Consider the following 12,910-nt stretch of genomic DNA (forward strand, 5'->3'; position numbering starts at 1 on the left):
AGCATATCGCAACTCACTGTTTAACAATGACTTATGCGACATCGTTGGGAAATGGGAGAATCGCGATGCACAACTACGCTTGCCACGTTCCGGTATACACCTCGGTGGCGGGGCCTTCCTGGTAGACGTAGCCGTCGTCGGCCCATTCGATGGTGAGGGTGCCGTAGACGAGGTGGACGTTGACGCGGCGGTCGGTACGGTTGGTGATCATGCAGGCGAGGGCGGAGCCGCAGGAGCCGCTGCCACTGGCCATGGTGATGCCGCTGCCGCGTTCCCAGATGCGCATGACGACGTTGTTGCGGTCCTGGACAGTGACGAATTCGACGTTGGTGCGCTGCGGGAAGGCGGGATGGTGTTCGACCTTGGGGCCGATTTCCGCGAGGGGGACCTTTGTCGCGTCCTCCACGAAGAACACGGCATGCGGGTTGCCGATGTTCGCGCAGGTGACGTGCATGGTCGCGCCGCCGACGTCGATGGGTTCTTCGAGCACTTTTCCCGGCGCGCCGATCATGGGGATTTCCGCGCGATCGAACTTCGGTTTGCCCATGTTCGAGCGGACGCGGTTTACGACGCCGTGATCGACCGTCAACGTCACGCGGTTTGGACCGGCGAGGGTGTCGATGACGAAGTCCGTTTTCTGCGTCATGCCGCGCTCGTACACGTACTTCGCGAAACAGCGGATGCCGTTGCCGCAGGTCTCCGCCTCGCTGCCGTCGGCGTTGAAGATGCGCATCGAGAAGTCAGCGCCGTTCCGGCCGGGTTCGATGAGAATGATACCGTCCGCGCCCGCGCCGAGGTGGCGGTGGCTCATCACCCGCGACAATGCCGGCGGGTCCGCGACGGAGTACTTCGCCGTATCGATGAACAGGTAGTCGTTGCCGAGGCCGTGCAGTTTTGTAAACTCGATCGTCATCTGATACCTCAGGGATTCTCGCGACAAGAACACTTCTGCCACAATCTTCCTAATTATGCCTATCGAAAAGCTCAGTTGGCGAACAGGCGCTGCTCGACGAAACGGCGGGGCCGTACCCATCTTCACTGCACATGCGGAAGGCCGGGCCAGGAATGCGTGTTGCGCCGGGCCTCCCTGCCACGCACCAGTCGCCGAGAGGTTACCCCCTTCAGATTGAAGGTGTGCCGTCCGTGCGCAGGGCATGCTCCTATCTCTATGCCCACGGCGTTGCACTCCGGAGTTAGGGAGGCTTGACCACGGAACGTGCGAAGGGGATCTCGGGAAGACGAATTCGATTGGCCGCAACGGAACGCAGGGGGGAATTGGTGGGGAACGAGGGTAACACTCTTGACAGATAATGTTACGAGGTTGTTCGCCCTGCGAAACGACCCCTGTTTGTTTGACAAAATAACGGTGATTAATAATAAAATTGATTTTATTGTGCACCGAAAGATACGGAATGTGTGCGGGCAGGGGTTAAAGAGGGAGAGTCAGAAAGCGAGCAAGATGGGAAGCTAGACGACGACACCAGAGGTCCGCAAGTGGTCTCGGCGAGATGATGCACCCGGTTCCCTAAGATTCAACCGGTCTATTAAGATGGGGGCCGCGCAACCGGCGCGACGTCCTCCTGAGCACCGCCGCAGAACCAAACACCGCCCAGCGCCCACTCCTCCCTGACGGCCGGAAACCCGCTGGCGTGAGAGTAATCCCTTCAGAGTGGCGCGCGACCTGTACTTCACTGGGCGCTTATTACATTCTGGCCGCGATTAGGGCGTTAATGAAGCGTTCGCTTGCCGGGAACGGTCCGGGGTACAGGATTCGCTCGACATGGAAGTCGAGGAAGACAACCCACACGTAGCCGCCTTTGGGTTTCTGGATAACTACAGGAAAGCGTGAGGGCCCTGTGGACTCTGCAACGACGTTATCGCGCGCAAGCTCCGCGGGCAAATCGTTACGCAGGCGGTAGAAGTTTGAGGAACCTGCGGTGCCCTTCCCCGCTGCCGCCGCGATGTCTTGGCTGCGATCTGGTTCGTGCTCCAAGGTGTCGATGAGGGCGATTCCCTGGTCTTCCGAGTCCACGGCGTATCCGAGGTAGAAATAATCGTCAGGGGAGAGTACAGGTTCAAGCCTCCTTATACGCTCCTGGTTGAGGTTTCCGAGGACGTATCCCTTTAGCGAATCGTCGACCGGACCTTCCGCCTTGCCGCCGAGAGCAAAGCTTTCGGGTTGCGTATCCGGCGCGTATGCAAAAAGCTTCGTGGAATGCATTTCGGGCCAAGCCCCGCCGTGTCGCTGCGCGTACGCCCATCCGGACAGGGCGACGACCGATATGCGGCTGGCGTCCTTGGCGTCCGCTTCGAGGTGACGGCGTTGGTCGATTCCGAGTTGGAGAGCGGCAAGATAGGCCATGGTTGCCAGTCCAACAAGCGCGAGGGCACGGGCTGATATTCTGGTTTTCATGCGCGCACGATGATGCCGAGTTTATCGAGAAGCACAGCGACGCACGATAATGCTGTAAGAGGCAGAATCCCTACCAGCAAGAGCGCAGCGACGGGCCATCGAACGAGAAAGTCTTTGGGAACCCAATCCAAGTACATTTCAAGGAAGACGCTGCCGAGGACAAACATGACGAGCAGGTTCTTCCCCATGGCGCTTAACAATGGAAGCCTGAGCTTGCTCTGGCCTGCCGTAAAGGATGCCACGAGCATGAGGCCAGCCATACCAACGGCCAGCAACTGATGCGCGGCGGTGGCGTCGTGCGGTTCCGCAGGCTGGACCCAGTCCATAGAGTATGCGGCGACCAAGGCTGCAGCCGTGGCGGGGACGATGCGCTTTTGGAAGCCGACGGTCAGGTCTTCGGGATCCATGTGAAGCCACTGCCCGAAGCTGGTTCCCGCGATCGCCACTGCACACAACCCCAGCACGTTGAATGGGAAGAATGTTAGATGAAAGATGTTGTCGTCGCCGGTGTAGCGATCAAAATACGGACCCGCATAAAGAAGCGAGTGGATCATGGTGACGACGAGGGCAAAACGGATTCGCCGGTCCGCATTGGGCCAGATGACGATACTTGTGAACCCGGCCAACGAACCCAGAGCAAGCATTGTGAATGTACTGTCTATCAGGAAGTCGCGCCAGAGCGTTTCCCCGAACATCAAATGGTGCAACACGATACATTCGAAGAACGCCAACGCATAAAGAGCGCCTACGCGCCGTGCGGCATACAAGATGGCAGACCGGGCGCCATGCAATTGAAGTCGTTTCGTGAAGGCGTTATAGCCCACGAAGCCCATGAGGAACACGAATACTCCCTGTCCTGCGTCAATGGGCGTGATCAGGGGAGGCACCCCGCGAAAATACTGGTAGCCATGATTGAGCATGGTCGGACCGAGGGGGTGGTCTTCGCTCAAGACATCGCCCGAGTAGTAGTAGGTTGACATTGAGACAATCAACATGATTACGACTACGCCGCGGGCTTGGTCCAGCCAGTCGTAACGTTCACGCGCGGGACTCCCAGGAATAGAAGTGTGCATTGAGACCCTCTGTCCGTAAAGGGGAGGCGCGTGCAGAATGATACGTCTGTCGCTCTGAACCGTCAACAGCCACCCCTAGGTCAATGTCACCCTTGATCGTAGGGAATCATACGGTCTGAGGAGAGATGGCCCTTGTCCGGATGCATAATGAAGCTTTAGTGTCCTTCTTCCCTCCCCGCTTGCGATTGACGTAGCACATCGCCGCGATGGCGTGTCCATCGTCCACAACGCAGTACTGATATCGACGTGTGCTTCGCCGGACGAATGCGAAGTTCGCGTGGCAATCGGTCCTGACGAGATGGATCGGGAGAAAAAGTACCGTTGCGCCTCGACGAACGCGGGGATGCGGCACTCATCGAGACGCCGCGTTGCGTCGGCCACGCGCAAATTCGATTGGAATGAACAAGTAGAGCGGTTCACGTTTGCCTGCACACGCAAAGCACACACCGTCTTGAATTGCTCTGAAGACCAAGTGGACATTGAACGACGAGCGCAGGCGGAGCTTTTCAAACGGCGTTCGAAGACGGGCCGCCGTTGGAGTGCGTTACCAACTGGAAAGTTTGTAACGAGTAAACGTTGGTAACGAGTTAATGGGGGCGACGCGTAATCTTCGCGGCTTCGCGGTGAGTCAGGGTTTCACCACCGCCACTTCCGGCGTCCAGATTTTTCCTTCGCGGGCGAAGCGGACTTGTTCGAGATGGTGTTCGGTGTGGTAGACGAGGTAGTTCAGAATGCGCGTGACGGGGACTGTGCCGGCTTCGGAGTGATTCACGGTGTTTTCGAAGGACGATTCCGGTTGGGTTTCGACGTACCAGATGATTTGGTTGCGAATCCCCACAAACATATCGCGGCACACATCCAATGGCCGTTCGTTGTAGCGCAGGGCCGTTACCCAACCTTCGTGGTCGAACGCGTATACGGGACTGCCTGGTTCCGCCCACGCCCGGCTCAACCGCCACAGGTGCACCAGCTCCACGTCGGCCATGTGCACGAGAATTTGGCGGGTGGTCCATTTGCCGGGGGCGTAGGATTTGGCCCAATCGGATTGCGGACCGTTGAACTCGCCGATGGCTGCGTCGCGGGATTGGGCGAGCTTCTGCTGGATGGAGCCGTCCTTCATTTCACCATACCTCCAATGCGTTCGCGGAATATGTGCACGCTACAAGAGTTCCGGATGTGTTGTTGCGAGCCACCGGCTGACCGTCGTTTGCAGTTGCTCACCGAACCGGATCAATTCGTCTGCATCGGCATTCGAGGCGCACCCGACGCGGTCGTACTCGACCACATTGCGCTTCCGCCGGCACGTTTCCAAGTAATCGGCATCATCCGAGTGCATATCGCCGAGGATGAGCGGCATTGCAGCGAGTGTGCGGTAATGCGCGGACGATTGGACTGTTCTGCATCCTTCGGCGCGAAGCAGGATCGTGCACAATTCAGGCACGCATTGTAGGCGATGCCAAGACGCCAGTCAGCCGAGATACCGGTGTCGTGCGCATCGCGCAAATCGCGCTCGACGATTGCCTTAAGGTCGTCGATCTCCTGGCGGCTGGTTGCCTGCGCCTTGAGCCACCCGTTACGCTCCCAGTCGGGCAAGCTCATCTTCGGAACCCTTGATTATGATCTTCGGGCTGGCCAGCACGGCGCGCACGAAGTGCTCCTTCTGCGAAACGCGCTTACGAAATTCCACCTGCGTGAGTATATAGGGGTTTATTGTCCGTCCCACCTCGTCGGCCGTGCCTTTCAGCAGACGGGTGAGTTCGCGCATGCCCAATTTGCCAATGACCATCAGGTCGATGTCGCTGTCCGGCCGCGCCGTCCCGTTCGCAATCGAACCGAAAACGAACGCAAGCCGAATATCGTCCGACTGCAGCCGCTCCCGGAGCAAGTCGGTCAAGCCCGACAACTTCAGCGCAAGCCCCCGAATCTCCGGGTAGACGGGATGCGACGTAGACGCGCGGTAGTAACGGCGGTTGCCGTCGGTGCGCGACTCGACGAGCCCCAAGCGACTCAACTTGGCCAGCTCTTGCCGAACCGCGCGGTCATTGAACCCCGTCCGCCGCTGAATCTCACGGACATGCAGTTCCGGGCACCCCACCCCAAACAACAATCGGAAGATTTCCGCGCGCACGCGCGAACTCAGGATTTCGGCCAAGGCATTCATAATGCGTACTTATACCACGCAATTGCGTGGTTTTACCACTCAATCAGTACGGCTCATACCCACACCCTGGCCGAACCTCGCGGCGGCGACATCCATTACGCTATTCACCCACTGACTAGGTTCACACCCCCTGCGCATGGAACATATACTGCGAAAATCCGAAATGGCCCGGGCTCTGAATTGTCGAACAGACCCTTCTCAAGCGCGTGCTTTGCCTCCTCGAACGTGTTGAACAGACAATGCTTATTCACCGAGACTTCCTTCGCCAGACCGTTGCAGGAAAGAGGCGAACATTCCGGCATGGTCTTGACGCTGAACGTCACTACGTCAAATCCCTTGATTTTCTTCTCCCTTGGAACGACCACATTCGTTGAGAACGCTTCATCCGGCACCAATGGCGTCCACCGGCGGGAATGTTCGTCGAATTCCTCCTCGTACACGTCGTAGTAGAACAAAGTCATGGCGAAGAGATCGATATGATGTTCCTCGGCCAATTCCTCAATGATTCGGGGCGCATCGAAAAACCAATATCCGTTGTATCTGCAAAATTCGACGTAATCGGCGAAGTCTTCCGAAATGCATCCGCTGACCGAGTAGATTTCCTTCACTGCCGGGCCGTAGAAATCGAGGTTGCCAGTCGCGACGCGCTTGCGCATGTAACCTGCGGGGATCACATTTATGCCCTCGACTTGAAAAGCTCAGCGTTCAATGCAATTCGCGTTCCGGATTGCTGGCTCGATTTTCATTGCGTGAGATCAAAGCAGAGCTTTTCAAGAGTGCATTCCCAAATGGAAATTTGGGAACGAGTTGAATGCTACGCGTGGCGTGATGTCCAGCACAAGAAAAACAAGTGCGGACACGTGGAACACGTGCCCGCACTTATTCAAACTCTTGGTGTACTATTTCGCCGCTAACTCCACCGCGTCGTACCCGTGCGTGTACGCGCCGGGCAGGTCCGAATGCCCCATCAACGTAATGTCGATTGCGCGGGCGGCTTCGCGGCCTTCGTGGATGGCCCAGACGACGAGCGACTGACCGCGGCGGGCGTCGCCGGCGGCGAAGACGTTTTTCCGGCTGGTCGAGTACTTGCCGTACTCTGCCTTGATGTTGCCGCGGGCGTCGAGTTCAAGGCCGAGCTGCGTGGGTAGCGCGTGTTCGGGATGGACGAAGCCGAGCGCGAGAAGGACGAGGTCAGCATCGAGCGTGAACTCGGAGCCGGGGACTTCTTTCATCTGCATCTTGCCGGTGGCGTCGGTCTCCCATTCGAGGCGGACGCACTTGATGCCTTTCACCTTGCCGCTTTCGCCGATGAACTCCTTTGTGAGGATGCTCCAGTCGCGGTCGCCGCCTTCTTCGTGGCTCGACGACGTGCGCAGGATCACGGGCCATAGCGGCCACGGCGTGCGTTCGTTGAAGCTCTCGGGCGGTTTCGGCAGGAGTTCCATGGACCATACGTGCTTCGCGCCCTGGCGGATGCTGGTGCCGTGGCAGTCGGAGCCGGTGTCGCCGCCGCCGAGGATGACGACGTTCTTGCCCTTCGCTGTCAGTTCCTTGCCCTCGACGTTCTTGCCGGACACGCGCCGGTTCTGCTGCGTGAGGAAGTCCATGGCGAAATGAATGCCGTCGAGATCGCGTCCGGGAATCGGCAGGTCGCGCGGCTGCGTCGAGCCGGTCGTGATGAGCAGCGCGTCGTATTCGTTCGCGAGGTCGTTGGCATCGACCGTCTTGCCGACTTCGACGCCACACGTGAACGTGACGCCTTCCTGCTCCATCTGGCGCAGGCGGCGTCGCACGATTTCCTTGTTCAACTTAAAATCTGGAATGCCGTACAGCAGCAAGCCGCCCGGTTCGTCCGCGCGCTCGTACACGGTCACGTCGTGGCCCGCGCGGCACAACTGCTGCGCCGCGGCAAGACCCGCAGGGCCGGAACCGATCACGGCAACTTTCTTGCCCGTCTTTTTCTGCGGGGGCTGCGGCGCGATGCGGCCGTCGTCAAACCCATGGTCGGCGATGCTGCGTTCGATCAGCTTGATGGTGACCGGCGGCTCGTTGATGCCCAGCACGCAGGACGCTTCGCACGGCGCGGGGCACACGCGGCCGGTGAACTCCGGGAAGTTGTTCGTCGAGTGCAGGCGGTCGAGCGCCTCGCCCCACTTCTGGTCTTTCACCAGATCGTTGAAGTCGGGGATGATGTTTCCGAGCGGACACCCCGACTGACAGAACGGCACGCCGCAGTTCATGCAGCGGTAACCCTGCTCGGCCATCTTGCGATCGTCGAAATCGGTCAGGAACTCGTCCCAATGCTTGACGCGTTCGCGCTTGTCCTTGTACGAGGGCGTCTCGCGCTCGTAGACCATGAAGCCCTTTTCCTTGGGCGGGAAATGGTTCGATTTAGGCATGCTGCAACTCCCGGGACTCGCGCAACACACGCGCGTAATCCCGCGGCATGACACGCACAAACTTCGTGATTTCGTTTTCCCAATTGTCGAGGATGCGACGCGCGACGGTGCTGCCGGTGAATTCGACGTGGCGTTCGAGCATGCCGCGCAAGTCGGCGATGCCTTCCTCGTTCATTGGTTTTAGATCGCAGGTGCTCTTGTTGCAATGCGAATCGAAGGCGCCGTCGGCGTCGTACACATAGGCGATGCCGCCGCTCATGCCCGCAGCGAAATTGCGGCCGGTCTTACCGAGAATCGCCGCGCGCCCGCCGGTCATGTATTCGCAGCCGTGGTCGCCCACGCCCTCGACGACGGCCCACGCGCCGCTGTTGCGCACGCAGAAGCGTTCGCCCGCGATGCCGCGGAAGTACGCCTCGCCGCCGGTTGCGCCGTACAGCGCCACATTGCCGACGACGATGTTTTCCTCCGGCACGAAAGAAATGTTCTCCGGCGGGCGCACGATCAGCGTCGCGCCGGAAAGGCCCTTGCCGCAGTAGTCGTTCGCTTCGCCCGTCACGCGGAAGACCATGCCTTTGATTGTGAACGCGGCGAAGCTTTGTCCCGCCTGGCCCTTGCATTCGAGCCACACCGTATCGTCCGGCAGCGTGCCGGTTTCGAGGCCGACCTTGTGCATGCGCGTGAGTTCGCTGGCGAGCATTGTGCCGACGGTGCGGTTCGTGTTGTGGATGTCGATCTCGATCCGCGTCTTCGCGATGTCCGCGCGGTCTTTCTTGGGTTGCAGCGAGGCTTTCGCCATCTCGATGAGGCGGTTGTCGAGCGCTTTGTCGATGCCGTGGTCCTGCGTCTTGCTGTGGTAGAGCGTTTCGCCTTCCCACGGTTTCGCGACGGCGAGCACGCGCGACAGATCGAGTTTCTTCGCTTTCCAGTGCTCCGGCAGCGGATCGTATTCGAGCATGTCCGCGCGGCCGATCATTTCGTTCACGGTGCGGAAGCCGAGTTCCGCCATAATCTCGCGCACTTCCTCGGCAACGAAGAAGCACAGATTCACGACGTATTCCGGTTTGCCCGCGAACTTCTTGCGGAGTTCCGCGTCCTGTGTCGCGATACCGACGGGGCACGTGTTCAAATGGCACTTGCGCATCATGATGCAGCCGAGCGCGATGAGCGGGAGGGTGGCCATGCCCACTTCGTCCGCGCCGAGCAGGAACGCGATGGCGACGTCGCGGCCGGTCTTGATCTGGCCGTCGGTCTGCACGCGAATGCGGCTGCGCAGGTTGTTGTCAACGAGCACCTGGTGCGTTTCGGACAGGCCCAATTCCCACGGCAGGCCCGCGTATTTGATTGAGCTCAATGGCGACGCGCCCGTGCCGCCGGTATCGCCGCTGATGAGCACAAGGTCGGACTTGCCTTTCGCGACGCCCGCCGCGACCGTGCCCACGCCGACTTCCGACACGAGCTTCACGCTGACGTTCGCGTGCACGTTCCCGTTCTTCAGGTCGTGGATGAGCTGCGCCAAATCCTCGATCGAATAGATGTCGTGGTGCGGCGGCGGCGAAATGAGCTCGACGCCCGGCGTCGAGTAGCGGATGCGCGCGATCTCCTTGAACACCTTGTGTCCCGGCAATTCGCCGCCTTCGCCCGGCTTCGCGCCCTGCGCCATCTTGATCTGCAATTCGTCCGCGTTCACGAGGTACTCGTTCGTCACGCCGAAGCGGCCGGACGCCACCTGCTTAATCGCGCTGCGGCGCAGATCGCCGTTCGCGTCGCGCTCGAACCGTTTTGGGTCTTCGCCGCCTTCGCCTGTGTTGCTGCGTCCGCCGATGCGGTTCATCGCGATGGCGAGGGTCTCGTGCGCTTCGCGGCTGATCGATCCGTAGGACATAGCGCCGGTGCAGAACCGCTTCACGATTTCCTTCGCGGGCTCGACTTGATCGATTGGGATCGGATTGCCCTTCTTAAACTTCATCAGCCCGCGCAACGCCGAAAGGTTGCGGTTGCGATCGTTGATAAACGCGGCGAATTCCTTGTACTTCTGCACATCGTTCGTGCGCGTTGCGTGTTGAATGCGCGCAAGCGTGTCCGGATTGTATTGGTGGTGCTCGCCGCGCTTGCGCCAACGGTACGAACCGCCCGGATCGAGTTCGCGCGGGCGCGCGTGCGTCTTCGGATAGGCCACGGCGTGGCGCAGCAGCGATTCCTTCGCCACGTCCTCGACGTCGATGCCCTCGACGCGCGACGCCGTGCCGGTAAAGCAGCGCTCGATGAGTTTCGTGCTCAGGCCGACCGCTTCGAATATCTGCGCGTTGCGGTAGCTGTGCTGCGTCGAGATGCCGATCTTCGACATCGTCTTCAGCATCGCGTTTTCGATCGCCTTGAGGAAATTCTTCTGCGCCTGGCCGGGATATTCTTCGACAAGTTCTTCTTTCTCGATCAGGTCCTGCAGCGTCTCAAACGCGAGATACGGGTTCACCGCGCCCGCGCCGTACCCCGTCAACAGGCAGAAATGCATCACCTCGCGCGGCTCGCCCGTTTCGATGATGAGCCCGCATTCCGTGCGCTTCTGTTCCCGCACGAGGAACTGGTGCACCGCGCCGACGGCGAGGAGACTCGGGATGGGGCACATTGTTTCGTTGACGCCGCGGTCGGTCAGTACGAGGAGCGTGAACCCGTCCTCGATCGCCTTCATCGCCTCCGCGCAAATGCGGTCGAGTGCTTTGTCCAGCGCGCCCGGGCCGTCCGGTGCCTTGAACAGCGTTGAGATGGTTTTCGTTTTCAGGCCCGGTTTGTCGATGTGCTTGATGTATTCGAGCTGGTCGTCCGTCAGAATTGGCGACATCAGGTGCAGTTGCTCGCAGTGCTCCGGCGTTTCGCCAAGCAGGTTGCGCTCGCGCCCGATGTCCGTTTCCATCGACATCACGATCTCTTCGCGGATCGGATCGATGGGCGGGTTCGTGACCTGCGCGAACAGTTGTTTGAAGTAGTTGAAGAGCAACTGTGGGCGGTTCGACAGCACCGCCAGCGGCGCGTCGTTGCCCATCGAACCCAGCGGTTGCTTGCCGGTCTTCGACATCGGGATTAGCAGGATTTCGAGGTCTTCAAGTGTGTAGCCGAACACCTGCTGGCGTTCGAGCAGCGACACTTCCTGGGGCGCGGGCTTGCCGTTTGTGGGTTTGCAGTCCTTCGGCAGCACGTGGCGGTGCGTGTTGAGCCAATCGCGGTACGGTTGCCGCGAGCAGATCGAGTCCTTGATTTCCTCGTCGCCGATGATGCGGTGCTCTTCGGTATCGATCAAGAACATGCGGCCCGGTTCGAGGCGGCCTTTCCTGATAATGTTTTCCTGCGGCACGTCGAGCACGCCGACTTCCGACGCCATCACCACGAAGCCGTCCTTCGTCACCCAATAGCGCGAGGGGCGCAGTCCGTTGCGGTCGAGCACCGCGCCGATGCGGATGCCGTCGCAGAACGAAATCGACGCCGGGCCGTCCCACGGCTCCTGCATCGTGGCGTGGTATTCGTAGAACGCCTTCTTGTGGTCCGGCATGGACTCGTGGCCGCTCCACGGCTCGGGAATGAGCATCATCATCGCGTGCGCGGCGCTGCGCCCGCCGAGGTAGAGCAACTCGAATGTGTTGTCGAAAATCGCGGAGTCGCTTGCGCCCAGTGTGTGGATCGGCGCGAGTTTCTTCACGTCCGCGCCGAACGCAGGGGATTCCAGATGCGTTTCGCGCGACGCCATCATGTTGATGTTGCCGCGGAGCGTGTTGATTTCGCCGTTGTGCGCGAGGTAGCGGAACGGGTGTGCGAGCGGCCACGAAGGAAACGTGTTGGTGCTGTAGCGTTGGTGGACCATCGCCAGCGCACTCGATGTGTCTTTATCGGACAGGTCGAGGAAGTACTTGTCCATCTGCGGGGCGAGCATGAGGCCCTTATAGACGATTGTGCGGCACGACATGCTCGTCACGTAGAACTGTTTCTTGTTCTTCATGTCAGAGCCGAAGATTGCGCGCTCGATAACGCGGCGGATCGCGTAGAGCTTGCGTTCGAACTGGATTTCGTCCAGCCCCTTTGCGCGGCCGATGAACACCTGCATCATCACCGGTTCGCTCTCTCGCGCGATGAACCCGAGGCATGCCGAATTCCGCGGCACCTCGCGCCAGCCAAGAACAGCCTGACCGTCGTCCGCGATGGTCTTTTCGATAATGGCGACGCAGCGCCTGCGGTCCTCGGCGTCGGTGGGGAGGAACATCATGCCTGCGGCGTACTCGCCCTTTTTGGGCAGGCTGAACTTCAACGACTCGGCTTCGCGCGCGAACAATGCGTGGGGCAACTGCAAGAGCATGCCCGCGCCGTCGCCCGTCTCCGGGTCACAGCCGCAGGCGCCACGGTGTTCGAGGTTTTCGAGCACCTGAATACCTTGGCGGATGATCGTGTGCGTGGCGTCGCCGCTCAGGTTTGCGACGAAGCCGACGCCGCACGCGTCATGCTCGTAAAATGGCTCGTACAAACCATTTCGTGATGGTTGGCGTATGGACAATGCAACCGTCCCTTCCTCGACACGAATCGAGTTTGCGGCCCAACGGGGCCACATTCAGCATGGGAGGGCGACAGGCCCGCGCAGATACAGTTCTCCTGCGCCTCCCCAATCATTACTTGAACGAATAATTTACAAAAAGCGCGCGAGGCCTGTCAAACAATTTAGGCATTTTTCATGCTCCCGAACCGTCCAGGGGCCTGTGGCCCGCTTACCCGTCACTCGGGCTATGCTCACCGCGAACACCGGTTCGGCGCATGTCTGCCATTGCTCCCGCGGCATTGGTCTTCCAACGCTTTCGCATCCGCTGCCGGATTTACTAAGATGCACTGT

9 protein-coding genes are annotated in these 12,910 nt (G+C 59.9%); all 9 read right to left on the bottom strand.

The features are described 5' to 3' along the window. Window positions 1–73 precede the first annotated feature (73 nt). The 9 genes from HUU46_17590 to gltB all read right to left on the bottom strand — a co-directional run bounded on the left by HUU46_17590 (window position 74) and on the right by gltB (window position 12,634). A complete protein-coding gene (locus HUU46_17590) occupies window positions 74–907 on the bottom strand; it encodes a diaminopimelate epimerase (GenBank protein ID NUM55464.1) in 834 nt (277 codons plus the stop codon). A 795-nt stretch (window positions 908–1,702) separates the two neighbouring features. Beyond that, entirely contained in the window at window positions 1,703–2,362 is a 660-nt protein-coding gene (locus tag HUU46_17595) for a hypothetical protein (GenBank protein ID NUM55465.1), read from the bottom strand. Window positions 2,363–2,409: 47 nt separating this feature from the next. Then, the gene (locus HUU46_17600; protein NUM55466.1) at window positions 2,410–3,393 is read right to left on the bottom strand and encodes a hypothetical protein; all 984 of its coding nucleotides are present in this window, start codon (window positions 3,391–3,393) and stop codon (window positions 2,410–2,412) included. A gap of 721 nt (window positions 3,394–4,114) precedes the next feature. Next, complete coding sequence (locus HUU46_17605) at window positions 4,115–4,606, bottom strand: DinB family protein (GenBank protein ID NUM55467.1); 492 nt, start codon at window positions 4,604–4,606, stop codon at window positions 4,115–4,117. 39 nt (window positions 4,607–4,645) lie between these two features. Next, on the bottom strand, window positions 4,646–4,927 hold the full coding sequence (locus HUU46_17610) for a hypothetical protein (protein ID NUM55468.1): 282 nt from the start codon (window positions 4,925–4,927) through the stop codon (window positions 4,646–4,648). 132 nt (window positions 4,928–5,059) lie between these two features. Then, window positions 5,060–5,647 (bottom strand): nucleotidyltransferase domain-containing protein, encoded by a 588-nt coding sequence (locus HUU46_17615; GenBank protein ID NUM55469.1) that lies wholly within the window; start codon window positions 5,645–5,647, stop codon window positions 5,060–5,062. A gap of 104 nt (window positions 5,648–5,751) precedes the next feature. After that, the gene (locus HUU46_17620) at window positions 5,752–6,321 is read right to left on the bottom strand and encodes a hypothetical protein (protein ID NUM55470.1); all 570 of its coding nucleotides are present in this window, start codon (window positions 6,319–6,321) and stop codon (window positions 5,752–5,754) included. A 225-nt stretch (window positions 6,322–6,546) separates the two neighbouring features. Then, window positions 6,547–8,046, bottom strand: a complete 1,500-nt coding sequence (locus HUU46_17625; protein NUM55471.1) for a glutamate synthase subunit beta — start codon at window positions 8,044–8,046, stop codon at window positions 6,547–6,549. Continuing rightward, window positions 8,039–12,634, bottom strand: a complete 4,596-nt coding sequence (gene gltB, locus HUU46_17630; protein NUM55472.1) for a glutamate synthase large subunit — start codon at window positions 12,632–12,634, stop codon at window positions 8,039–8,041. The genes HUU46_17625 and gltB overlap by 8 nt, the downstream gene beginning before the upstream one ends. Window positions 12,635–12,910: the final 276 nt, after the last annotated feature.

The organism is Candidatus Hydrogenedentota bacterium (assembly GCA_013359265.1).
In the GTDB taxonomy this organism is placed as follows: domain Bacteria; phylum Hydrogenedentota; class Hydrogenedentia; order Hydrogenedentales; family SLHB01; genus JABWCD01.

Excerpts from the sequence above, each read along its gene's own strand:
- HUU46_17595 (NUM55465.1), bottom strand. The coding sequence starts at position 2,362 with ATGGCCTATCTTGCCGCTCTCCAACTCGGAATCGACCAACGCCGTCAC.
- HUU46_17600 (NUM55466.1), bottom strand. The coding sequence starts at position 3,393 with ATGTCAACCTACTACTACTCGGGCGATGTCTTGAGCGAAGACCACCCC.
- HUU46_17605 (NUM55467.1), bottom strand. The coding sequence starts at position 4,606 with ATGAAGGACGGCTCCATCCAGCAGAAGCTCGCCCAATCCCGCGACGCA.
- HUU46_17615 (NUM55469.1), bottom strand. The coding sequence starts at position 5,647 with ATGAATGCCTTGGCCGAAATCCTGAGTTCGCGCGTGCGCGCGGAAATC.
- HUU46_17625 (NUM55471.1), bottom strand. The coding sequence starts at position 8,046 with ATGCCTAAATCGAACCATTTCCCGCCCAAGGAAAAGGGCTTCATGGTC.
- gltB (NUM55472.1), bottom strand. The coding sequence starts at position 12,634 with ATGTGGCCCCGTTGGGCCGCAAACTCGATTCGTGTCGAGGAAGGGACG.